Below are 25,351 nucleotides of genomic sequence, written 5' to 3'. Positions count from 1 at the left end.
TATCAAGCATCCTTGGAGACGATAGCGAGCAGTTCGCTTTCAGACAGCGAAGCCATTTCTTGTTGCAGGTCCAGCAGTTCGTCGGACTCGTACTGAGCCAGTTGCAAGGTGGTGACCAGGTCGGCCAACGCCTGCAGCGACGGGTGTTCGAACAGGCCGCGCAGGGGCACTTCGACGCCGAAGGTCTCGCGGGCCCGCAAGGTCAGTTGCACCGCCAGCAGCGAGTGACCGCCGAGTTCGAAGAAGTCGTCGTGGCGACCGATCCGCTCCAGGCCCAGCAGCTCGGCCCAGATCGCGGCCAGCAGCTCCTCGGTCTCACCGTTGGGCGCTTCGTATTCGCGGTGGGCGAAATCCTCGGCTCCCGGGGCGGGCAGGGCCTGGCGGTCGAGCTTGCCGTTGGGGCTCAACGGCAGCTGTTCGAGCACCACGAAGGCCGACGGCACCATGTAGTCCGGCAACTGCGAGCTGAGGTACGGCCTCAGTGTCTGACTGGCGTTGCCGGCGGACAGGTGCGGTTCGACGCTAAGGTAGGCCACCAGGCGCCGGGCTCCCGGCACGTCCTCGCGGGCGATCACCGCGGCCTCGCGCACACCCGGCAGGGTCAGCATCAGCGCTTCGATCTCCCCCGGTTCGATACGGAAGCCGCGGATCTTCACCTGCTGGTCGTTGCGCCCGAGGAACTCGAGCACCCCGTCGGCCCGCAGGCGCACCAGATCGCCGGTGCGATACATCCGGGCGTCGTCGCCGGCCGCGAACGGGTCGGCGAGGAAGTGCTCGGCGTTCAACTGCGGCCGGTTCAGATAGCCGCGAGCCACCCCGTCGCCGCCAATGTAGAGTTCGCCCGAGACGCCCAGCGGAACCGGCTGGCCCTGTGGGTCGAGCAGGTACAGGCGGGTGTTGGGGATCGGCCGGCCGACAGGCACCGTGCCCTGGTCGTCCGGCGTGCAGCGATGCACCGTGGCCCAGACCGTGGCCTCGGTCGGCCCGTATTCGTTGTACAGGGTGATGGCCGGCTCGAATTCGGCACACTCGCGCACCAGCAACGGTGGGCAGGTTTCGCCGGCGACGATCATCTCCCGCAGGGTGCGGCGGCCCCTGGTGGCCGCCAGGCTGCCCAGCACCAGGCGACCCAGGGACGGGACGCAGAGCAGGGTGGTGACCGCCTGCGCATCGATGAACCGGGCAATGGCCTCGGGGTCGCGGGCCGTGTCGGCATCCGGGATGCACAAGGTGCCGCCGCTGAGCAGGGTGCCGAAGATCCCCGCCACGGAGCTGTCGAAGGCGATCGACGACAGCAGCAGGAAGCGCCGTTCGCTGTCCGAGGCGTACACCGCACAGCGGGCCAGGGTCGAGGCCACCAGGCTGCGGTGCTCGATCGTCACGCCCTTGGGCTTGCCGGTGGAGCCCGAGGTGTAGATCACGTAGGCCAGGTGCGCCGAGGTCAGCTCGGAGGCGGCGAACGTCAGGTTCGCCGCCTCCGCGGGCGGCACCGGTGCCGTGGTGTCCGCCTGTTCGATGGCCAGGCAGCGGGTTTCGCCAACCGGCTCGCCGAGCGCCGCACGTCCGGGCGGATCGGCCAGCAGCAGGCGTGGCAGGGCGTCCCCGACGATGGCGGCCAGGCGTTCGGCCGGGTAGGTCGGGTCCAGTGGTACATAGGCGGCACCGGCCTTGAGGATGCCGAGCAGGCCGATGATCATCGCCGTACCGCGCTCGACGCAGATCGCCACCAGGTCACCCGGCCGCGTACCAGCCTCGACCAGGCGCCGGGCCAGGCGGTTGGCGCGGGCGTTGAGCGTGGCGTAGTCGAGCTGCCCATGGGCATCGACCAGGGCGATGGCGGTCGGCGTCCTGCCCACCTGCTCTTCGAACAGCTGCTGGATGCAGACGTCCTTCGGATAGTCCAGATGATTCTGGTTGAAGGTGTCCAGCAGCAGGGTACGTTCGGCGGGCGGCAGCACATCCAGTTCCGTGAGCGCGATCTTCGGCGTGTACATCAGCGCCTGGGTCAGTTGCTCCAATGCCCGTTGCATCAGTGCGCACAGGCGCTGTGGGTCCACCGGCCGCACGCCTTGCACCTGCAGGCCCAGGGCATCGCCGTAATCGTTGACCGACAGGGTCAGCGGGTAGTTGGTCCGTTCGGCACTGCCAAGCAGGCGCATGCCCGGCCACTGCAACTGGCTGTCGTCGCTCTGGTGCCGGTAGTTGAGCAGGCTGGTGAACAGCGGCAAGGCTGTCGCCACACCGCTGCAACGCTGGGCCAGGGCCAGGGAGGCCTGCTCGTGGATCAGCAGTTCGCCAAGGTCGCGGTGGGTGGCCAGCAGCAGTTCATGAGCACCCTGGCTGGCCAGTTGCACGCGAACCGGCAGGGTGTTGATGAACACCCCCAGGGCCCGTTCGGCACCGACCGAACCTTGCAGGCGGCCGGCGACCACGGTGCCGAACACCACGTCATCGCGTCCGGTGCAGCGCGCCAGGACCTGGGCCCAGGCCACATGGAACAGCACCGCCGGGGTCATCCCGCGCTCACGGGCCTGGGCGCGGATCCGCCGGGTCAGGTCGTCGCCCAGTTGCAGTTCGGCCTCTTCGATGTGGTTGCCATCGCCCTGTACTTCCAGCAGGTCGAACGGTGCGGTCGGTGCATCGACATCCGCCAGGCGACGGCTGAAGTAGGCTTCATGGACCTCGGCCGGGGTGGCCTGGGTCTGGGCGATGAAGTCACGATACGGCTGCGGGGCCGGCAACTGGTCGCCCTGGCCATGGAGGATCGCATGGATTTCCTCCAGGACGATTTCCAGGGTCACGTGGTCGCTGGCCATGTGGTGGTTGAGCAGGGCCAGCAGCCAGCGCTCGGAGTGCGGGTCGCGGGCGATGCAGGCGCGCATCAGCGGCCCCTGGCGCAGGTCCAGGCGCAGCTGCCGCGGGTCGTTGAGGGTACGCAACTGCTCCAGCGGGTCGCGGTCGCTGTCGAGGGTGACGCTGTGCACCGGCAGGTGCGCTCGGCGTTGCACCACCTGCACTGGCTGCGGCAGGCCGTCCCAATGCACCGCCGTGCGCAGGATGTCATGGCGGTCGATGACCGTTTGCAGGGCCGCGATGAATGCATCGAGGCGCTGGCGGTCGTCGAATTCGATCATCGAGCGCACCAGGTAGGCATCGCCCTCGTGGCCCAGCAGGTGGTGGAAGAGAATCCCTTCCTGCAGCGGCGCCAGCGGGTAGATGTCCTGGATATTGGCGGCCCCGCCGGGGACGGCGCTGACGATCCGCTCCAGTTGCGTGGCATTCAGGTTCACCAGCGGCAGCATGTCCGGGGTCAGCTCGGTACAGCCGGCCGGGATACGGTTGGCCGGGGCCTGGAAGCGGATTGCCGGCTCATGGCTGATGGCAAGGGCCATCTCCCGCAGATTGGGAGAAGTGAATACGCTGCGTACGCTGGCATTCATGCCCTGTTGGCGCAAACGCTCGATCAGGCTGACCGCCAGCAGCGAATGACCGCCCAGCTCGAAGAAACCGTCGTGCCGTCCGACCCGCTCCACGCCGAGCAATTGCTGCCAGATCTGCGCGATGGCGTGTTCGACCGGCCCCTGGGGCGCCTCGTAGGTACGGCTGGCGAACGCCTCCTGGCCCGGTTCCGGCAGGGCGCGGCGGTCGAGCTTGCCGTTGGGGGTCAATGGCAACCGGTCCAGCACCACGAAGGCGCTGGGCACCATATGGCCGGGCAGGCGCTGCAGCAGATCGGCACGCAGTTGCTCGGCGGACGCCGGTTCGCCGCACAGGTAGGCGACCAGGCGCTTGTTATCGGGGGCGCTTTGGTGCGCGCGGGCAATCACCGCCGCCTCGCGAACACCCGGCAGCGCGGCGATCGCGGCCTCGATTTCGCCCAGCTCGACGCGCAGGCCACGAATTTTCACCTGGTCATCGTTGCGACCCAGGTATTCCAGCGTGCCATCGGGCAGCCAGCGACCGATATCACCGGTCTTGTACAGCCGGGCCTCGGCCCGATCGGCGAACGGATCGGCGATAAAGCGTTCGGCGCTCAGTTCCGGCCGGTTCAGGTAGCCACGGGCGACGCCGACGCCACCGATATGGATTTCGCCGCGTACGCCCACTGGCAACAACTGGCCGTGGCTGTCCAGCACATGCAGTTGCATATTGCGGATCGGCTTGCCGATGGGCATCGAACGGTCCCGGTAGGTCGCCAGGTCGGTGTCCGCCCGGTGCCAGGCCACCACGTCGCTGCACTCGGTCGGGCCGTAGCTGTTGATCACGGCCGGTCGCGGCTGAGGGAGTTTTTCCAGCATGGCGATCTGAATCGGCTCGCCCCCCAGTACCACCCGCTTCAGACAGGCCAGGGCCTGGTGGATGTCGGCGTCCACCAGCGCATGGAATGCGCTCGGCGACATGTTCAGGTGCGTCACACCGGCTTCGGCGATCTGCGTGACGATGGCCTCGGGGTTGAACGGCTCTTCGGCCAGGTGCAACACCGCACCGACCATCAGTGGCGCGAGAATGTTCTTCTGGGTCAGGTCGAAGTTATAGGAGGAGGCCAGCAGCACCGCGTCCCCGGCGTGGAACTCGAGGTCGTCGAGGTACCAGTCCAGCAGGTTGCGCAGGCCGCGATGCTCGACCATCACGCCTTTGGGCAGGCCGGTGGAGCCCGAGGTGTAGATCACATAGGCCAGGTGGTTGAAGCCCAGCGCCGGCACCTCGGGGTTGTGCTGTGCAGCCTGTTGCAGCGATGGGTCGTCCAGTTCCAGCGTGGCCAGGCCTTCGGGGACCGGCAACTGCAGCCCGTGCTGAATCACCAGGGCTTGTGGCGCGCTGTCGGCCAGCATATGGGCCAGGCGTTGCGCCGGGTATTGCGGATCCAGCGGTACGTAGGCGGCGCCGGCCTTGAGGATGCCCAGCAGGCCGATCACCATCTCCGGGCTGCGGCGGGCGCAGAGGCCAACGGTATGGTCGGGACGTACCCCCAGGGCGATCAGGCGATGGGCGATGCGGTTGGCCCGGGCATTCAGTTCGGCATAACCCAGGGACTGTCCGGCGCAGACCACTGCCACGGCGTTCGGGGTGCGCGCGGCCTGTTCTTCGAAGACCCGGTGGGGCAGGCGTTGCGGCGATTCGTCCAGTGCCGAGAGCGGTGGATTGAACGATGACAGCAACTGCAGGCGCTGTTGTGCGTCGAGCAGCGGCAGGGTTGCCAGCGGTTGCGTGACATCGCCGAGCAGGGCGTCGAGCAGGTGCAGCAGGTGGCGGCTCCAGCGTTCGATGGTGCTGGCATCGAACAGATCGGTGGCGTACTCGAACTGACCACGGATGGTTGCGCCGTCGTCATTGAGCGACAGGCTCAGGTCGAACTGGGTAGTGCCGCTGGCCTGGGGCAGTGGCGTCAGTTCCAGGCCGGGCAGCGACAGCGCCTGGTCCTGCGGGGTGTTACCCAGCACCAGCATGGCCTGGAACAGCGGGCTGTGGCCGAGGCTGCGCTCCGGCTGCAGGGCTTCGACCACCTGTTCGAACGGCAGGTCCTGATGGTCGTAGGCCTCCAGGGTGATGGCCTTGACCCGCGCCAGCAATTGCTCGACGCGTTCGTGGGCCTGGACATCGACCCGCAGGGCCAGGGTGTTGACGAAGAAGCCGATCAGCGCCTCGGTTTCCTGGCGCGGCCGGTTGGCCACCGGAGTACCGACCACCACTTCGGCCTGGTTGCTCAGGCGCGAGAGCAGGATCGACCAGGCGGCCAGCAGGGTCATGAACGGCGTCAGGCCCTGTTGCTGGCTGAACTGGCGCAGCCGGTTGCTGAGGGTGGCCGGCAGTTCCAGGGGCAGGGTGGCGCCCCGGTAGCTCTGTACCTGGGGCCGCGGACGATCGGCCGGCAGTTCCAGCAGGCCTGGCGCACCGCTCAGGTGCTCGCGCCAGAAACGGGTCTGGGCCTGCAGGCGTTCGCCTTGCAGGTACTGTTGCTGCCAGGCGGCGTAGTCGGCGTATTGCAGGGTCAGCGCCGGCAGCGGATCGTCCAGGCCCTGGCTGAAGGCGCTGTAGAGGCGATTGAACTCGCCGATCAGCACGGCCACGGACCAGCCATCGGAGACGATATGGTGCTGGGTGACCAGCAGCACATGTTCGTCCTCGGCCAGTTGCAGCAGGCGTCCGCGAATCAGCGGGCCCTGGCCCAGGTCGAACGGTGCGCCGGCTTCCTCACGGCCCAGTCGCTCGACGGCCTGTTGCCGGGCCTGCTCGTCCAGGTCCCGCAGGTCATGCTCGAGCAGACTGAAGCCGATGTCCTCTGGGGCGAAGCGCTGGCGGACGTGATCGCCCTGGCGTTCGAAGGTGGTGCGCAGGCTTTCGTGCCGCGCGACGATACGGTCCAGGGCCCGTTGCAGGGCCTGGCGGTCGAGCTGGCCGCGCAGGCGCAGGGCCGCGGGCATGTGATAGGCGATGCTGGCGGCGTGGTCGAGCTGGTCGAGGAACCACAGGCGTTGCTGGGCCAGGGACAGTGGCAGGTCCTGGTCGCGGGCCACGGCTTCGATGGTCTGCACGGAGGAACGGCCGGCCTGGTCCACGCACTGGGCGAGGGCTTGCAGGGAGCCGATGCCGAACAGGGTGCGCAGGTCGATCTCGGCCCCCAGTTCCTGGTGCAGGCGGGCCTGCAGTTGCACGGTGAGCAGCGAATGGCCGCCCAGTTCGAGGAAGCCGTCGTGACGACCGACCTGGTCGAGACCGAGCAGGGTTTTCCAGATTTCGGCGATGGCCACTTCGGTCTCGCCGACAGGGGCCTCGTAGGCCTTGCTGGCCAGGGATTCGACGCCCGGGGCGGGCAGGGCACGGCGGTCGAGCTTGCCGTTGGCGGTCAGCGGCAGCTTGTCCAGGTGCACGAAGGCGCTGGGGACCATGTACTCGGGCAGGTGCTTGAGCAGTTCGTTGCGCAGTTGTTCGGCAGGCGCCGGTTCGCCGCAGACATAGGCCACCAGGCGCTGTTCCTCACGGGCGATGACCACCGCTTCGGTGACACCCGAGATCGCCAGCAACGCGTTCTCGATTTCCCCCAGTTCGATGCGGAAACCGCGGATCTTCACCTGGAAGTCGTTGCGGCCCAGGTATTCCAGGGTGCCGTCGGCCAGCCAGCGACCCAGGTCGCCGGTCTTGTACAGGCGGGCCCCGGGCACCTTGCTGAAGCGGTCGGCGATAAAGCGTTCGGCACTCAGCGCGTCGCGGTTGAGGTAGCCACGGGCCACACCGACGCCGCCGATATGGATTTCCCCGGCCACGCCCAGCGGCGCGGGCTCGCCCCGGGCATCGAGGACATGCACCTGGACGTTGGCGAACGGCCGGCCGATGCTCGGTTTCTCTCCGAGGTCGCGGATCAGGTCGAGGGTCGCGTCCACCGTGCACTCGGTCGGGCCGTACATGTTGTAGAAGCGGATACTCTGGCAGTTGCGCAGCTTCTCCCAGGTACTGGCGTTGATTGCCTCGCCACCCAGCAGCACGCTGACCGGCTGGTAGCTGCGACGCTCCAGCAGGCCGGCGGCGAGCAGGGTGTCGAGCTGCGACGGGGTCGAGTCGAAGGCGTGCACCTGGTGCTGTTCGAGGAAGTCCAGCAGCTCGTTGCCGCTGGCGCGGATCAGTTGCGGGATGATCACCAGCTTGTGTCCGGAGAACAGCTGCGAGATGCCCTTGATCGACATGTCGAAGAAGAAGCCGGCATTGAGCGCCACGGTGGCGGGTGTCGGGCAGTGCTGGTGGGTGGTGCGGGTCAGCACGTGCCAGAAGTTGAACACCGAGCGGTGCTCGACCATCACGCCCTTGGATTGGCCGGTGGAGCCGGAGGTGTAGATGACATAGGCCAGGTGCTGCGGGGTCAGGCCGGCAACCACCGGGTTGGCGTCGAAGGCCTCATCCTGTACGGCCTGCAGCGATTCGGCGGTGTCCAGCAGCAACACCGGCAGGTCGCCGGCCGGCAGCGATAGCGCGGCCTGGGTCAACAATGCCCGTGGCTGGCTGTCCTGGAGCATGAAGGCCATGCGCTCGGCCGGGTGGGCCGGGTCGATGGGGACATAGGCGGCCCCGGCCTTGAGCACGCCGAGCAGGCCGACGATCATGTCGAGGCTGCGTTCGGCGCAGATGGCCACGCGTTCGTCCGGTTGCACACCGAGTGCCAGCAGTTGCCGGGCCAGATGGTTGGCGCGGCGGTTGAGCTGGCGATAGCTCAACTGGCGGTCTTCGCAGAGCAGGGCCACGGCATCCGGGTTGGCACGGACCTGGGCCTCGAACAGGGCATGGATCGGCTGGGCCGGTCCGAAGTCGGTGGCGGTGTCGTTGAAGTCGTTGAGCAACTGTTGCCGTTCGGCTTCGGGCACGACCTTCAGGTCGGCGGCCGGGCGCGCGGGGTCCTGCTCAAGGGCAGCGACCAGTTCGCTCACGGCGTGGACGAGGTAGTCGGCGATACGCCGTGGGTCGATACTGTCGATGGCCTGGGTGGTCAGGGAGAAACCGCCCCCTTCATCGGCCACGGCCACTTCGATCGGGTAGTTGGTACGCGCTTCGTTGCTCAGGAAACGCACGCCATCCCAGGCCAGCACGTGCTCCTGGTTGGCCAGGGAGCCGCCGTCGGTGGAATGGCGATAGTTGAACAGCGTGGTGAACAACGGCAGGCCCGCCGCGACGCCGCTGCAACGCTGGGCCAGGGCCAGGGAGGCCTGCTCGTGGGCCAGCATTTCGCTGAGGTCGCGATAGGTCTCGTCCACCAGTGAGCCGACCCCGGAGCGGGCCAGTTGCACGCGCACCGGCAGGGTATTGATGAACACCCCAAGGGCGCGGTCCGCCCCCGCCGAGCCTTGCAGACGGCCGGCGACCACGGTGCCGAACACCACGTCATCACGGTCGGTGCAGCGCCCGAGCACCTGGGCCCAGGCGATATGGAACAGCACGGCCGGAGTGACCCCGGCGGCCTGGGCACGGGCCCGGATCCGCAGACTCAGGGCCGGGTCCAGATGCTGGCTGGTCTCGCTGACCCGGGCACCGTCGCCCTGGACATCGAGGATGCCGAACGGTGCGGTGGGCTCGTCGACATCGGCCAGGCGACGTCTGAAGTAGCCCTCGTGCACTTCGGCCGGGGTGGCGAGGACCTGTGCGACAAACTCCCGGTAAGGCTGCGGAGCCGGCAGTTCGGCGCCCTGGCCCTGCATCAGGGCACGGATTTCCTCGAGCACGATGCCCAGGGACACGTGGTCGCTGATCATGTGGTGGTCGAGCAGGGCCAGCAGCCAGCGCTCGGCGTGTGGATCACGGGCGATGCAGGCGCGCATCAGCGGCGCCTGTTGCAGATCCAGGCGCAGCCGTCGTGGGTCGCTCAGTTGCTCCAGCTGGCTGCGCGGGTCCTGGTCCGGGCTCAGGGTGAGTGTTTCCAGCGGCAGTCGCACCTGGCGATGGACCACCTGCACGGCCTGCGGCAGGCCGACCCAGTGCACCGAGCTGCGCAGGATGTCGTGGCGGTCGATGACCGTCTGCAGGGCTTCGACAAAGGCATCGAGGCGCTGGCGGTCGTCGAACTCGATCAGCGAACGCACCAGGTAGGCGTCGCCTTCGTGGCCCAGCAGGTGATGGAAGAGGATACCTTGCTGCAGTGGCGCCAGCGGGTAGATGTCCTGGATATTGGCGGCCCCGCCGGGGACGGCGCTGACGATCCGCTCCAGTTGCGTGGCATTCAGGTTCACCAGCGGCAGCATGTCCGGGGTCAGTTCGGTACAGCCGGCCGGAATGCGGTTGGCCGGTGCCTGGAACAGGGCCTGGCTGTCGCGCCCGATGGCCTGGGCCATCTCCCACACGCTGGGCGCGGTGAACACGGTGCGGACACTGGCATGCAGGCCGCGCTGGCGCAGCCGGTCGATCAGGCTGACGGCCAGCAGCGAGTGGCCGCCGAGTTCGAAGAAGCGGTCATGACGACCGACCTGCTCGATACCCAGCAGGTCCTGCCAGACCCCGGCGACGATCTGCTCGACCTCGCCGCGCGGGGCTTCATAGGCGCGGCTGGCAAAGGCTTCCTGGCCCGGAGCGGGCAGGGCGCGGCGGTCCAGTTTGCCGTTGGGGGTCAGTGGCATGGCCTCCAGGTGTACGTAGGCGCTCGGCACCATATAGTCCGGCAAGGCCTCCAGCAGGGCCGCGCGCAGTTGCTCGACGGGCACGGCGTCGCCACACAGGTAGGCCACCAGGCGCTTGCTTTCGGATTGGCCGGGTTGGCTTTCCCGGGCCACGACCACGGCTTCGCTGACGCCTTCGCAGGCGGCCAGCACGGCCTCGATTTCCCCCAGTTCGACCCGGAAGCCGCGGATCTTCACCTGGTCGTCGTTGCGGCCCAGGTATTCGAGGGTGCCGTCGGCGCGCCAGCGGGCCAGGTCGCCGGTCTTGTACAGCCGGGCGTCCGAGGCGGTGCTGAACGGATCGGTGATGAAGCGTTCGGCGCTCAGTTCGGCCCGGTTGAGGTAGCCGCGGGCCACGCCGACGCCACCGATATGCAACTCACCGGCCACGCCCAGGGGCGCGAGGTTACCGGCGGCATCCAGCACATGCAGCTGGGTATTGCGCACCGGCGTGCCGATGGAGCGGAAGTCTTCGTTGTCGCGTTCCATCAGGCGGATCGAGGCGTTGACCGTGGCTTCGGTCGGACCGTAGGCGTTGAACAGCGCCGGACGATGGGTTTCCCGCTCGAACCACTGGGCCACCGCCTGTTTGCCCACGGCTTCGCCGCCGATCATGAACTGGCGCAGGGAGGTCGGCAGGGGGACATGGGCATCGCGGGCGACCTGTTGCCAGAACACGGTGGGCAGGTTGGCGACGGTGATCGCGTACTGCTCGCACAGCGCGGCGAAGGCGGCGGTGCCGGCGATCCAGGCATCCGAGCGCAGCACCAGGGTGGCGCCGGAGAGCAGGGCACCGAAGATCTCCTCGACGGACATGTCGAAGGTCATGGTGGCGAATTGCAGGACGCGGTCCTTTGGATTGAGGCCGTAGCGTTCCTGCAGGGCGCCGATCTGGTTGCACACGGAACGGTGCTCGAGCATCACGCCTTTCGGCTTGCCGGTGGAGCCGGAGGTGTACATCACGTAGCACAGGTGCCGCGAGGTCAGATGGGCGACTTGGGGATTGGCGTCGTTACCGGGGCTGTCGGTCAGCGACAGGTTGGGAATCGACAGTGGCGGCAGTTGCCGGGCCAGATCGCCCTGGCTCAGCAGCACCCGTGGCGCGCTGTCGTCGAGCATGTGTTGCAGGCGGTCCTGCGGATAGTTCGGGTCGAGCGGCACATAGGCGCCACCGGCCTTGAGGATGGCGAGGATGCCGACGATCATTTCCGGGCTGCGCTCCACCAGCAGGGCCACCCGCTCATCCGGCTGCAGGCCCGCGGCGATCAGGCGATGGGCGATGCGGTTGGCCCGGGTGTTGAGTTCGGCATAGCTCAGGGCGATGCCTTCGGCCTGCACCGCGATGGCCTCGGGGCGTGCCTGCACCTGCTGTTCGAAGAGGTCCTGCAAGCGCAGGCCTTCGGCGAACGGGACGTAGGTCCGGTTGAAACCGGTGAGCAGTTCGCGACGCTGCTGGTGATCGAGCAGCGGCAGGGTTGCCAGCGGCTGCGTGATATCGCCGAGCAGGGCGTCGAGCAGGCGCAGCAGGTGGCGGCTCCAGCGTTCGATGGTGCTGGCGTCGAACAGATCGGTGGCGTACTCGAACTGGCCACGGATGGTTGCGCCGTCGTCATTGAGCGACAGGCTCAGGTCGAACTGGGTGGTGCCGCTGGCCTGGGGCAGTGGCGTCAGTTCCAGGCCGGGCAGCGACAGCGCCTGGTCCTGCGGAGTGTTACCCAGCACCAGCATGGCCTGGAACAGCGGGCTGTGGCCGAGGCTGCGCTCCGGCTGCAGGGCTTCGACCACCTGTTCGAACGGCAGGTCCTGATGGTCGTAGGCCTCCAGGGTGATGGCCTTGACCCGCGCCAGCAACTGCTCGACGCGTTCGTGGGCCTGGACATCGACCCGCAGGGCCAGGGTGTTGACGAAGAAGCCGATCAGCGCCTCGGTTTCCTGGCGCGGCCGGTTGGCCACCGGAGTACCGACCACCACTTCGGCCTGGTTGCTCAGGCGCGAGAGCAGGATCGACCAGGCGGCCAGCAGGGTCATGAACGGCGTCAGGCCCTGTTGCTGGCTGAACTGGCGCAGCCGGTTGCTGAGGGTGGCCGGCAGTTCCAGGGGCAGGGTGGCGCCCCGGTAGCTCTGTACCTGGGGCCGCGGACGATCGGCCGGCAGTTCCAGCAGGCCTGGCGCACCGCTCAGGTGCTCGCGCCAGAAACGGGTCTGGGCCTGCAGGCGTTCGCCTTGCAGGTACTGTTGCTGCCAGGCGGCGTAGTCGGCGTATTGCAGGGTCAGCGCCGGCAGCGGATCGTCCAGGCCATGGCTGAAGGCGCTGTAGAGGCGGTTGAACTCGCCGATCAGCACGGCCACGGACCAGCCATCGGAGACGATATGGTGCTGGGTGACCAGCAGCACATGTTCGTCCTCGGCCAGTTGCAGCAGGCGTCCGCGAATCAGCGGGCCCTGGCTCAGGTCGAACGGTGCGCCGGCTTCCTCACGGCCCAGTCGCTCGACGGCCTGTTGCCGGGCCTGCTCGTCCAGGTCCCGCAGGTCATGCTCGAGCAGACTGAAGCCGATGTCCTCTGGGGCGAAGCGCTGGCGGACGTGATCGCCCTGGCGTTCGAAGGTGGTGCGCAGGCTTTCGTGCCGCGCGACGATACGGTCCAGGGCCCGGTGCAGGGCCTGGCGGTCGAGCTGGCCGCGCAGGCGCAGGGCCGCGGGCATGTGATAGGCGATGCTGGCGGCGTGGTCGAGCTGGTCGAGGAACCACAGGCGTTGCTGGGCCAGGGACAGCGGCAGGTCCTGGTCGCGGGCCACGGCTTCGATGCTCTGCACCGAGGAACGGCCGGCCTGGTCCACGCACTGGGCGAGGGCTTGCAGGGAGCCGATGCCGAACAGGGTGCGCAGGTCGATCTCGGCCCCCAGTTCCTGGTGCAGGCGGGCCTGCAGTTGCACGGTGAGCAGCGAATGGCCGCCCAGTTCGAGGAAGCCGTCGTGACGACCGACCTGGTCGAGACCGAGCAGGGTTTTCCAGATTTCGGCGATGGCCACTTCGGTCTCGCCGACAGGGGCCTCGTAGGCCTTGCTGGCCAGGGATTCGACGCCCGGGGCGGGCAGGGCACGGCGGTCGAGCTTGCCGTTGGCGGTCAGTGGCAGCTTGTCCAGGTGCACGAAGGCGCTGGGCACCATGTATTCGGGCAGGTGCTTGAGCAGTTCGTTGCGCAGTTGTTCGGCGGGTGCCGGTTCGCCGCAGACATAGGCCACCAGGCGCTTGCTTTCCGCCTGGCCGGGCTCGTCTTCACGGGCGATCACCACCACCTCGCGAACCCCGGCGCACAGGGCCAGGGCAGCCTCGACTTCGCCGATCTCGATGCGCAGGCCGCGGATCTTCACCTGGAAGTCGTTGCGCCCCAGGTACTCCAGGGCACCGTTGGCCAGCCAGCGGCCCAGGTCGCCGGTCTTGTACAGGCGCGCCTGGGGATCGCTGGAGAACGGGTCGGCGACGAAGCGCTCGGCCGTCAGTTGAGGCTGGTTCAGATAGCCCCGGGCAACGCCGATACCGCCGATGTGCAACTCACCGGCCACGCCCAGCGGTTGTACCTGGCCCAGGGCATCGAGCACGTGCATCTGGATATTGGCAATGGGGCGACCGATCGGCACGCTTTCGCCCGGATCGCCGGGACGGCACTGCCAGGCGGTGACGTCGATGGCCGCTTCGGTCGGGCCATAGAGGTTGTGCAGCTCGACACCGGCCAGTTGTTGTTCGAAGCGTCGTTGCAGGCCACGGGGCAGGGCTTCGCCGCTGCACAGCACCCGGCGCAGGTCGGGGAAGTCGCGACTGGCACGATGTTCCAGGAACAGATCGAGCATCGATGGCACGAAGTGCAGCAGGGTGATACCGGCCTCGCGGATCACCCGGGCCAGGTAGTCCGGTTCCTGATGGCCACCCGGACGGGCCATGACCAGTTCGGCACCGGCGAGCAACGGCAGGAAGAACTCCCAGACCGACACGTCGAAACCGAACGGGGTCTTCTGCAGCACCCGGTCGGTAGCGTCGACGGCGTATTCATCACGGGCCCAGAGCAGGCGGTTGACCACGCCCAGGTGTTCGTTCATCACCCCCTTCGGTGTCCCGGTGGAACCCGAGGTGTAGAGCACGTAGGCCAGGTGCCCGGGCAGCAGGCCGAGGACCCGGGGATCCGGGTTGAAGGTCGGCTGTGCCGCCAGTTGTGCGCTGTCGTCGGGGTCGTCGAGCAGCAGCACCGGCACGTTCAGGGCCGGCAGCCCGTCCCGTAGCGCCTGGACGGTGAGGACCGCACGTGGCGCGCTGTCGTCGAGCATGTAGGCCTGGCGGGCACTCGGCAGGTCCGGGTCGACCGGCACATAGGCACCGCCGGCCTTGAGAATGCCCAGCAGGGCGATGACCATCTCCGGGCCGCGGCGCAGGCTGACGGCAACCCGGGCATCGGGTTCCACCCCCAGTTCTATCAGCCGGTGGGCGAGCTGGTTGGCCTGGCGGTTGAGTTGTTCGTAGCTGAGCAGCGGCCCGCTGTCGCCGCGTACGGCACAGGCGTTCGGCCGCTGGGCGACCTGCTGTTCGACCAACTGGTGGATCAGCACGTCGCGCGGATAGACGCGGGCGGTATCGTTGAATCCGACCTGCAGCTGCCGGCGTTCCTCCTCGCCCATCAGCGGGAAGTGCGCCACGGGGGTGTCATGCTGTTCCAGCACCGCTTCGAGCATGGCGAACATGCGCTGTTGCAGGCGCTGGGCCTCTTCGAGGCTGTAGTAGGCGGTGTTGAAGTTGAAGTCCAGGTGCACGTCTTCGAACGGATGGTAGTCGCGCACGAAAATCGCCATCGGCGTCTGCTCGTAGCCGTTGTCCATGGTGATCACCCGCGACGAGGTGCCACCAAACTGATCGTCGCCGTCGAGGCTTTCGAACGACAGCGAAACGTCGAACAGCTGCCGACGCCCGGTCTGGGCCAGGCGCAGGGTGCGGTTGAGCTCGGCGATGGGGAAACGCTGGTGGCGGTAGCAGCGACGCAGTTGCGCACCGGCGGCGTTCATCAGGTCCAGCAGCGAACCTTGCGGGTCGACCGCCAGGCGAATCGGGCTGACCGAGGAGAACATGCCGGCGGTGGCTTTCTGGCGGGCGGTGGTGCGGTTGTGCACCGGCATGCCGATGACGATTTCATCGACTCCCACGGTGCGGCAGAAATAGGTGCCGACCACGCTGATCAGCACATGGGCCACCGACAGGCTGCGTTCGCTGGCGAACTGCGTCAGGGCGTTGTACAGCGACCGCGGCAGCATCGCCTGGACCTGGGCGCTGGGCGCCAGTTCGTTGGCCTTGCCGGCCTTGAAGTCGGCGCGGCGCTGCAACAGCGGCGGTGGCAGTTGCGCGTAGACTTCCTGCCAGAACTGACGGTCGCGCTCGTAGCGCGAGGACTGCAGGTAGGCACGGTCTTCCTCGAGAAACGACAGGTAGGAGTGGCCCTCGGCGACTTCCTCGTTGCCGGCCAGCAGGCTGTTGTAGGCGGCGCCCACCGCATGCCCGATCAGCGCCACGCCGATGCCGTCGGTGACCAGGTGATGGTAGCGGTTGAGCCAGTAATGGCGCTTTGGTCCGCAACGCACCATGCGCGCCTCCCAGAGCTGGCCGGTCAAGGACTCGAACGGTTTGCGAAAGGCTTCGCGCAGATACTCCATGGCCAGGCCGGCGTCGTCGTCGGCCTCGGAAAACTCCACCACTTCGAGCTTGACCTTGACCTCGGGCAAGACCCGCTGGCGACCGGTGCCGCCTTCATGGCTGAAACTCAGGCGCAGCGTGTCGTTGCGGTTGGCGACCATTTCGATCGCTTTCTCGAACAGCGGGATGTCGATCTCGCCGCGGATCTCCAGGGACATGCCGATGTTGTAGTAGGGCAGATCAGGGTGGGCGATCTGATCGAGCCAGATACCCTGCTGGACCGAAGCCAGTTCGTGGGACACGCTGGTTTGCGCGGACAGCTTTTCGGTCGACGAATCCATTTCGGAGCACCTGTTTGCAGAAATCAGTGGGCTCGTCTCCGAGCGAGGGACAGCACGGCGCGAAGGCTCGATTGTCGGTCGGCGGGACGAGGGAAAGCGTGCGAAAAAAGCTAGAGCATCCACCCGTTGATGTCTGTCATGGGAAGCAGGGACAACCGCGCGGTGCGGGCATCGGTGCGTTTGGGCGCGTGCGTGTGACTCTGTTATATCAACGGCCCTGAGTGTTCTTGCGAGGGTCGCACCATGTCATCGATTGCCGAAGTGAACCGCCCTGAGTCGAAGTTCTGGAGTCTGTCGCGTTTTCCCAACCATCCTCAGGCAGGCCCTGTCGAAGTGATCGATGCGTTGACGATTACCCGGGAGGCATTCATCCGTCGCTACGTCAACCGCAACCGTCCGTGCCTGGTGAAGAATGCCGTGCGCCACTGGCCGGCGTTCCAGAAATGGCAGCAGTTGGACTACTTCAAGGCGAACTCGCGCAACAAGCCGGTGGTGGTGCGTTCGAAGATCGTCTCGGAAGTCATCGGCTGGTCGAAACCCGAGGTCAAGGCGACGCTGACCGCGTATGCCGACACGGTTTACCGGGAGATGCCGTTTCACGAGTTTCTCGACGGCCTGGGCGAGGGGCATGATCCCCTGGTGGCGGACAGCTGCCGTTTTTCCGAGGGCTCGGCCATCGAGCAGATGAAGGATGACGTCGGCGGCCTGCCGTTCATGCCGCAATTGTCCAAATCCCGGCATTACCCGCCCCATCGCAGTTTCCTCTACCGCAATTCCTATACCGACTGGCATTTCCATGTGGTCGACGAGACTTTCATGGCCCAGGTGGTCGGTGCCAAGGAAGTGCTCCTGCTGCCACCGGACGAGGCCAGTTGGCGGGCGCTGCGGCCGGTGATCGAAGAGGCGGGCTACCTGTATGACATCGATACCCGGCGCTTCCCCGGAACGCGCGACCTGAAGGCGCTGCGCACGGTGGTGGAACCGGGCGATGCGCTGTACATCCCGGTGTACTGGTGGCACGCCGTGCAATCGATGGACGACGCGTTCGGTGCCACCGTTGCGGCAACCTTCCCGACGCCCCTGCATGTCAGTGGCGATATCCGCTCGCCGATCGCCAGGCGGGTGCTGCGTACCTATCTGTTTTCCCGGCTGGCGCCGCTGGTGCTGGGCGCGGTGGCCTACTCCCTGGCCTGGCAGCTGGCGCAGAAGGTGAGTGATCTCTTCAGCCCTCGCGATGTGCGCCCATGAGCCTCTCGCGCCGTCGGCCATCCTTCGACCTGGGACGAAGTTTCTATTTTCTGTGGTGCGGCGAGTCCCTGGCGATCGTCGGCACCGCCCTGATGGAGTTCGCCCTCGGGGTCTGGGTCTACTCCCATACCGGCTCGGCAGTGGCCTTCGCCAACGTGGTGTTGGCGGCGACGCTGCCCGCGGTGGTGTTCCTGCCGTTGGCCGGTGGGCTGGCCGACCGGGTCAGCCATCGACTGATCATCATCTGTTGCGACGTCAGCCTGGCGCTGCTGCTCTTCGCCGTCATGGGGCTGCTCTGGTTCGATCGCCTGGAGCCGCTGCACCTGTATATCTTCAACTGCCTGGCCTCGATCGTCTCGGCCTTCCGCAAGCCGGCCTACCAGGCAGCCGTCAACTCGATCGTCGCCCCCGACAAGTTCACCCGTGCCTCGGGCCTCATGGGGATCAGCAAGAACGCCTCGGCGCTGGTTGCGCCGTTGCTGGCGGGTGCGATCATGGCCCACGCGGGGTTGGTGACCATCCTGGCGGTGGACCTGATCACCTTCTGCTCCGGCACCTTGCTGGTGATCAAGGCCTTTTCCCATCTGCGGCAGTCCTGCGAACGACCTGACAGCCCTGCCAAGGGCACGGTGCTGCACGGAGCGATGGGGAACGTCGCGGCCGCCCTGAGGTTTTTTGCCGGCACTCGGCTGATGGCCGGCCTGTTGGTCTACACCATGCTGCGCAATGCCATGCTGTCGCTGGCCACCCTGATGATGACGCCGTTGCTGCTGTCCACCCTGGGCAGCCAGACCCTGGGCATGGCCTACACCTGGGCGGCCCTGGGCGGGCTCGCCGGTGCCGGGCTGCTGATATCCATGGGCAACCCGCGACGATTGATGGCCCTGGTGGCCGCGGCTGATCTGTTGCTGGCGCTGTGTGTGATTGCCCTGGGTGTGGTCTCCCACGCCTTTGCCTACTGCTCGCTGGCCTTTGTCGCCATTACCGCGGCGAGCGTGGCCGACGCCAGTGTCAACTCGCTCTGGATGCGCAGGATCCCCGCCGGCAACCGGGCGAGTGTCTTTGCCCTGATCAGCATGCTGACCATTGCCACCACCAGCCTGACGATCTTCGTCGGTGGCCTGCTGGTCGACCACTGGTTTCAACCGGCGCTGGTGCCTGGCGGGGCCTATGCCGAATCGATCGGACGCTGGCTGGGGGTCGGCCCGGGGCGCGGGGTGGCAATGCTGTTCGTGGCGGCCGGGGCCTGCTTTGCGCTGTTGGCCCTGAGTGTCCTGTGCCATGGGCCGATGCGCCGCCTGGAGGGCGCGCAGCCCGAGGCGGCACCGCGGCACACGGCTGATCCGGTACAGGCCGACGCCCTGTGAAAAAGCCCTGAAGGCCGCGTGGCGGGCCTGTTGTACCAGATTCCCGTGACAGACAGGCCAGGGGCGCTGGGTCAACCTTTGCAGGCTCTCGCGCAGTCGTCAGGACTGCGCCCGCATCGCCATCCGAGCCGACAACAATCGATAGAGGAGGACCTATGCGTCCGTCATTTTATGATCCCAGTCACTTCCCCAAGCTTCAGCACCTGGCCAACAACTGGGAGGTGATTCGCAAGGAGTTTCTCGCCCTGAATGCGCCGACCCTGACCATCAACCGGGTCGGCAAGCAGATCACCGATATCGTCAACGAAGTCGATGAACACATGGCTGCCGGTGGTCAGTACGGCTGGATCTGGGGCTGGGGCGACAACATGGAAGTGATGCCCGAGTGGACCCAGTATGGCCTGATGGCCTACGACACACCGATTCCCTATGCCCGTGAGGCGATGCCGGAAACCATCGAGCTGCTGACCCAGATCCCCGGGGTCAAGCTCTGTGCCCTGCTGCGCATGGAACCCAACGTGTTCCTGGGCACCCATGCCCATACCGGCACCTGGGAGGAGGGGCTGCTGCACATGCAACTGACCATCGATGCTCCCGTCACCGGCAACTACGCCTACCTCAACGTCAACGGCAACTTCAACCAGAGCACCAATGGCAACCTGGTGATCTTCGATGGCTCGCTCGATCACTTCGCGGTCAATGCCTCGCGGGATTTCCGTACCGTTCTGTACCTCGAGTTCTATCGCGAAAAGAACATGATCGCCGCCTGATAGCGGACGCAGCGGTCCGCGCAAACGGGCCGCTTTGGCCGTCGCCGGCGGCAGGAACGAAGAAGGGGGCGCAAGCCCCCTTTTGTTGTCTGTCCGCAACCGTCAGGCGAAAGTCGGCTGCAGGACTTCTTCCAGGAAGTTGAAGGCGGTCTGCTTGGCCAGCTGGGTGGACTCGAAGAACGCCAGGTGGCTGCCATCGCGTTCCACATGCAGGGTGGCCTCCTCGATCGAGGCGGCGATGTGGCGCGATCCGCCGATATGCGTGGTGGCATCGGCGTCGCCGGCGACCACCAGGGTCGGTACCGCGACCCGCGCCAGCTGCGAGGCCAGCTCGGTCTTGTTCAAGGCGTCGTTCAGGCGCGCATAGCGATAGAACAGCTCCGGGTTGACGTAGGGATAGAGCGCGACATGGGCGATCGGCTCGGGCGTGGTGGCCAGCGTCGCCTGGTCGAGGAACATCGTCTGCAGGTCGCTGGCCTCGTGGCGGTCCTGGGCCGCGGCTTCCATCAGCCACTCGAAGTTCTGCTGATGGGCGGTGCGCAGGTTGTCGTCGCCCAGGTTGTAGTCGCCATGCCACAGGCTCAGGGAACTGACCCGGTCGCCGTGGGCCGCGGCGGCACTGAGGGCGATCACCGCGCCGCCGCAGATGCCCATCAGGTGGGCGGTGGACAGTTCGTAGTGATTCATCACGCTGATCAGGTCGGCGACCTGGGCCTGGGTGTCCACGGCGATGCCATCGAAGGACTCGCAGGCACCGAACAGCCCGCGGGTCTCCCAGGTGACCACGAAGAAGCGTTCGCTCAGTGCGTCGAACCAGTCGCGGCAAAGGTCGAAGGGCATGCCGCAGGGCAGGGCGAGGACGATTGCCGGACGCTCCCGGTGGGTGCCGGCATAGACCGACAGGGCGACGTTGTCGCGGGTGGTCAGGTGCAGCGCCTCGATGTGCGGCGCGGCACCGCTGAAATCGAAATGCTTGAGCGCCCGCTTGAAGGCCATGCTCTCTTCGTCATCGTCGAAGTGATCGTAGCGGTAGTCGAGCGCCTCGCAGATCTTGCGGCTGATAAAGTATTCGAAGGACGACAGCTGGGCCTCGCCCCCGTGCAGGTACTGCAGGGCATGCACGCCGATCCGCGCAAAGGCGGCGTTGACCGCGCGTTCCGTGGCCCTGACGCTGGGCGAGGCCTGCTCGGGGAGCGGGCCATCGCCGTGGGCGAGAAAGCTCAGGCAAACGGGATCGGGCAGGTGGATGGCAAGGTGCCTAAGCATCCTCACGGTCTCGCACAGGCGCAACGTTGCGTCGGTGGAAATAGTCATGGATTTCAACTCCTGTAGGCACATTGCGCAGGCCAACTGTCGTCAGGCTGGTAGGGATCAGGCCACTTCGAATTTCTTGCCGCGGGTGGTATGGGTCACGAGGCGGTTGTAGTCCGGCGTCTTGTTACCGACCACCTGTACCGCGCCGTATTTCTCCAGGCTGATGCGACCGCCGTATTCCTCGATGTGATCGGAGTCCGGGTAGATCTTCACGAACGACGGCACATAGCGCGACGCGAAGCCCATGCGCATTTCCTGGGACTCACCGTTGTGCGGGTAGGAGGCGTGCATCAGGGTCGACCAGAAAATGATGAACTGGCCGGCTTTCATCACCATCGGCACGGCGGCGGATTCGTCGGGCTTGAAGTTCTCGTCGATCTGCAACTGGCGATAGTCGTAGCCGAAGAAACCGCGACGTACGCCGTCCTTGACCACCGAGCTGTTGTTGGCCTCGGGGTCGTAGCTCATGCGCTTGGTTTCGTCATAGTTCATGCTGTTCTGGGTGCCGGGGATGAACTGCAGGCAACCGTTGGCGATGGTGGCGTCGGTGAACGCGGTCCAGACGGTGATGGTACCGCCGAAGTCCTCGTGTTCCGGCCAGAGGATCTGTGGCTTGCCGGAGGCGTTGGCGAAGGTGTCGGCCTGGTGCCAGTCGGTGCCTTCATCGCCTGGGTACTTGGGGAAGAACTCGGTGCGCCAGCACAGTACGTCCGGGCCGAGGATGCTTTCGACGCGGTCGCAGATCTGCGCGCGGCAGATGTGATCGGCCAGGAAGTCGTCATCCAGGTGACGGTCGTAGTTGGCGATGTTGGTGCCGGCGGAGATGGCATCCAGGTCCTGGTAGGCCGCCGCGCTACGGTCGAGCATGCGCAGGCGGGTACGCTTCCAGGCCTCTTTCATTTCTTCCGGCGAATAGGCATCGAATGGGCCGATGAAACCGTTCTTTTCGAACGAGGCGCGTTCTTCCGGGGTCAGGGCGAATTTTTTGCTCACGGGTCTTTCCTTTTGGTCAATGGGCTTGAACAAGGTTGCGGGAGATGTAGTCGGCCAGGACCTTGGCGGTCGCGCCGTTCGCCAGGACACCGGGGTCGAGGCTGATCTGGAAGTGAGTCTTGAGTTTGTTCAGCGAGCGGATCAGGGCCAGGGAGGTGCCGCCGAAATCGAAGAAGTCGTCGTTCAGACCGATGTTCTTCAGGCCCAGGTCCTCGTTCCAGACCTTGAGCACGAACTGTTCGGGAGCCAGTTGCGTGCGGGAGATATAGTCGGCCAGCACCTTGGCGGTTGCGCCGTTCGCCAGGACACCGGGGTCGAGGCTGATCTGGAAGTGGGTCTTGAGTTTGTTCAGCGAACGGATCAGGGCCAGGGAGGTGCCGCCGAAATCGAAGAAGTCGTCGTTCAGACCGATGTTCCTCAGGCCCAGGTCCTCGTTCCACACCTTGAGCACGAACTGCTCGACCTGGTTGAGCTCCGGGTTGCCGGCCGCGCCGACCGGGGTGACGCCGCCGGTGGGCGAGGGCAGTTGCTGCTTGTCGATCTTGCCATGGGCGGTCACCGGCAACTGCGCCAGGGCCAGGTAGGTCGAAGGACGCATGTAGTCCGGCAGGCTGGCGGCCACCAGGGCGGTGACTTCACCACGGACCTGCTCGGTCCAGGCGCCGAGGCCATGGCTTGGGACCACATAGGCCACCAGGCGCAGGTCGCCATCACCATAGTCGTGTGCGCCGACATGGGCGGCCGCCACGTTCGGGCTGGTCTGCAGGCAGGCCTCGATCTCGCCCGGCTCGATGCGGAAACCGCTGATCTTCAGTTGCTCGTCGCAACGACCGGCGTAACGGTACTCGCCGTCTTCACTCAGGATCAGCAGATCGCCGGTGCGGTAGGCGCGGGTCGAGGTGCCGGGCAACTGGATGAACCGTTCGGCATTGAGGCTGGCACGGTTCAGGTAGCCCTGGGCCACGCCGGCGCCTTCGATATACAGTTCGCCGGCCGTGCCCCGGGGCACCGCTGCCTGGTTGGCGTCGAGCAGGTGCAGCCGCCAGCCATCCAGCGGCTGGCCGACGGAGACGATCGCGCCGGTTTCCAGGTCCTGGCCCAGCACACGCTTGAAGGTGGTGTGAACGGTCGCTTCGGTGATGCCGTACATGTTGATCAGTGCCGGCTTCTGGTCGCCATGGCGCGCGACCCAGGAACGCAGCACGGTGGTCGGCAGCGCCTCGCCACCGAAGACCACATAGCGCAGGGCCAGGGGCGCCTTGCTGCCACGATCGGCCTCGTCGAGGCCGCGGAAGGCCGATGGGGTCTGGCTGAGCACGGTCACGCGCTGGTCCGACAGCCATTGGCGCAGGGCGCTCGGAGAGCGGGAGACGTCATACGGCACCACGCTGACCTGGCCGCCGTGGGCCAGGGCGCCCCAGATCTCCCAGACCGAAAAGTCGAAACCGATGGAGTGGAACATCGACCAGACGTCCTGGGCGTTGAAGCCGTAGACGCGTTGTGTGCTTTCCAGCAGGCGGCTGACGTTGCCGTGGGCAACCTGTACGCCCTTGGGCTCACCGGTGGAACCGGAGGTGTAGATGATGTAGGCGGTGGCCTGGTCCGGGTCGCGACGGCCGACATCGGCACTCGGCTCCAGTGCCGGCGCGGACAGCAGTTGGTCGAGTGGCAGCACGCGCAGGGCCGGGCTCTGCGGCAGGTTCGCGGCGTCGCCGATCACCAGGTTCAGGCCGCTGTCGCGCACGATGTGCTCGACACGCTTGCCCGGATACTGCGGATCGATCGGGACATAGGTACCGCCGGCCTTGAGGATGCCCAGCAGACTGATGACCAGATCGACGCTGCGTGGCAGGTACATGCCGACACGCATGCCATCCTTCACGCCCTCATGGCGCAGGCGCGCCGCGAGCTTCGACGACAGCGCGTCGAGTTGCGCATAGCTCAATGTCCGAGTGGCGTCGGACACCGCCGTTCGCTCGGGAAACTCACGCGCCCGTGCACCGAATATCTCATGCAGGAAAGCACCGGACGTGAGAGGGGCTGGCGCGGTGTTGACCGATTCGCCAGTGTTCTTGATCGGCATGACTTACGCTCCTGTGTAATAACCAGGTGCAGCGAATCGGCGCCTTGACGAGTTGCGCTGCACTTGAGACGTCCCTGCGGCCTGGGGACCCATTGCGAAAGAGCCGGCACGATCCGCAGTGGCCGCATTTCAGCATTGAGCGGTCGCCGGCGTCTGTCGCGGGAAATGGGGACAAAGCCGTCACGGGCGGCATACGCGGCGCCTGTCCCGGTTTGCAGTGACAGACAGCTCCCCGCCATCGATGTTCTTATCCTTGCGCGGCGCTGGGACCGGTTCGGTCTCGCGCCATACAACGTGGATGTGAGGGGCTGTGGTCCAGGAGTGTTCAATGAGTCTTCAAGCTAACGCTGCGCCGGTTTTCACCGCTGACGAACTGCCGAATTCGCCGGCCTGGCCCGATGGAGTGGGCGACCCGTTGGTGCGCCTGTCCTTCCTGGCCCCCGGCATCAGCCTGCCGGTGGTGGTCGAGCCCGTCGCGGCCGGCCTGGATCCGGCGCTGTGGGCATCCACGCAACGCGAGGCGGTCGAGGCGTTGCTGTGCCAATACGGCGCGCTGCTGTTCCGCGGCTTCGACCTGGGTTCGGTCGCGGCCTTCGAAACCTTCGCCGAGGCGCTGTCGCCGGGCCTGCATGGCAGTTACGGCGACCTGCCGAAGAAGGAGGGTGGGCGCAATGTCTATCGCTCCACGCCCTATCCCGAACGCGAGATGATCCTTTACCACAACGAAAGCTCGCACCTGGAGAGCTGGCCGCGCAAGCAATGGTTCTTCTGCGAACAACCCTCGCGGGTCGGCGGGGCGACGCCGTTGGCCGATATCCGGCAGGTGCTCGGGCGCCTGCCGGCCGAGGTGGTCGAGCGCTTCGAACGCAAGGGCCTGATGTACAGCCGCACCTTTACCGCCGGTGTCGAACCGGGCTGGGAATCGTTCTTCGGCACCTCCTCGCGTGACGTCGTCGAACAGCGCTGCCGCGAGCAGGGCACCGATTTCGAGTGGCTCGACGCCGATACCCTGCAGATCCGCACCCAGTGTCCGGCGGTGATCACCCATCCGTTCACCGGTGAGCGTTGCTTCTTCAACCAGGTGCAACTGCACCATCCATTCTGCCTGGGTGAGGAGATGCGCGAGGACCTGCTGGACATGTTCGGTGCCGACCGCCTGCCACGGCTGGTCAGCTATGGCGACGGCTCACCGATCGAAGACTCGGTCATGGCCCTGATCGGCGAGGCCTACGAGGATTGCGCAGTGCGTTTCGACTGGCGCAAGGGCGATGTGGTGATGCTGGACAACATGCTCGCCGCCCATGCCCGCGACCCCTACGAGGAACCTCGGCTGATCGTCGTCGCCATGGGTGAAATGACCGCCCGGGACGATGTCTGGAAGCCCGTCTGAACGACCCCACGCCGGGTCTCCCAGGACTTTAAACGGCCGGCCGG

The 25,351-nt window shown here is 66.4% G+C and carries 8 protein-coding genes and 1 pseudogene; 4 read left to right on the top strand and 5 right to left on the bottom strand.

Annotated features, from left to right (window positions below):
• Nucleotides 1-2: 2 nt before the first annotated feature.
• Complete coding sequence (locus tag ACMGT0_RS16360) at nucleotides 3-1,994, bottom strand: non-ribosomal peptide synthetase (protein WP_416773495.1); 1,992 nt, start codon at nucleotides 1,992-1,994, stop codon at nucleotides 3-5.
• Nucleotides 1,989-16,142, bottom strand: a pseudogene (locus ACMGT0_RS16355) (amino acid adenylation domain-containing protein); the annotation flags it as partial. The pseudogene ACMGT0_RS16355 and the gene ACMGT0_RS16360, both read right to left, overlap by 6 nt.
• Before the next feature lie 243 nt (nucleotides 16,143-16,385).
• Between ACMGT0_RS16355 and ACMGT0_RS16350 the strand changes: the two are divergent.
• The 3 genes from ACMGT0_RS16350 to ACMGT0_RS16340 all read left to right on the top strand — a co-directional run bounded on the left by ACMGT0_RS16350 (nucleotide 16,386) and on the right by ACMGT0_RS16340 (nucleotide 19,527).
• On the top strand, nucleotides 16,386-17,390 hold the full coding sequence (locus ACMGT0_RS16350; RefSeq protein WP_416768989.1) for a cupin-like domain-containing protein: 1,005 nt from the start codon (nucleotides 16,386-16,388) through the stop codon (nucleotides 17,388-17,390).
• The gene (locus ACMGT0_RS16345) at nucleotides 17,387-18,757 is read left to right on the top strand and encodes an MFS transporter (protein ID WP_054056603.1); all 1,371 of its coding nucleotides are present in this window, start codon (nucleotides 17,387-17,389) and stop codon (nucleotides 18,755-18,757) included. The genes ACMGT0_RS16350 and ACMGT0_RS16345 overlap by 4 nt, the downstream gene beginning before the upstream one ends.
• A 155-nt stretch (nucleotides 18,758-18,912) precedes the next feature.
• Nucleotides 18,913-19,527: an aspartyl/asparaginyl beta-hydroxylase domain-containing protein gene (locus ACMGT0_RS16340; RefSeq protein WP_054056604.1), complete on the top strand. Its 615-nt coding sequence runs from the start codon at nucleotides 18,913-18,915 to the stop codon at nucleotides 19,525-19,527.
• Between the two features lie 102 nt (nucleotides 19,528-19,629).
• Here ACMGT0_RS16340 and syrC read toward each other — a convergent pair whose 3' ends face one another.
• From syrC to ACMGT0_RS16325, 3 genes are read right to left on the bottom strand one after another with little or no spacing between them, the layout of a single operon-like run.
• Nucleotides 19,630-20,841, bottom strand: coding sequence for a syringomycin E biosynthesis aminoacyltransferase SyrC (syrC, locus tag ACMGT0_RS16335; protein WP_054056605.1), 1,212 nt, complete (start codon nucleotides 20,839-20,841; stop codon nucleotides 19,630-19,632).
• 57 nt (nucleotides 20,842-20,898) lie between these two features.
• Complete coding sequence (syrB2, locus tag ACMGT0_RS16330) at nucleotides 20,899-21,834, bottom strand: syringomycin E biosynthesis L-threonyl-[L-threonyl-carrier protein] 4-chlorinase SyrB2 (protein ID WP_017904096.1); 936 nt, start codon at nucleotides 21,832-21,834, stop codon at nucleotides 20,899-20,901.
• Nucleotides 21,835-21,850: 16 nt separating this feature from the next.
• Nucleotides 21,851-23,917, bottom strand: a complete 2,067-nt coding sequence (locus tag ACMGT0_RS16325; RefSeq protein WP_416768988.1) for an amino acid adenylation domain-containing protein — start codon at nucleotides 23,915-23,917, stop codon at nucleotides 21,851-21,853.
• A 328-nt stretch (nucleotides 23,918-24,245) separates the two neighbouring features.
• On the opposite strand from ACMGT0_RS16325, the gene ACMGT0_RS16320 reads away from it, so the two are divergent.
• Nucleotides 24,246-25,307 (top strand): TauD/TfdA family dioxygenase, encoded by a 1,062-nt coding sequence (locus tag ACMGT0_RS16320; RefSeq protein ID WP_416768987.1) that lies wholly within the window; start codon nucleotides 24,246-24,248, stop codon nucleotides 25,305-25,307.
• The last annotated feature ends 44 nt before the right edge of the window (nucleotides 25,308-25,351 follow it).

It is taken from the genome of Pseudomonas sp. RHF3.3-3, assembly GCF_048069595.1.
Classification (GTDB): Bacteria; Pseudomonadota; Gammaproteobacteria; order Pseudomonadales; family Pseudomonadaceae; genus Aquipseudomonas; species Aquipseudomonas fuscovaginae_B.
The sequence above is the reverse complement of the archived record's forward strand: the minus strand, read 5'-3'. Positions and strand labels throughout refer to the sequence as shown.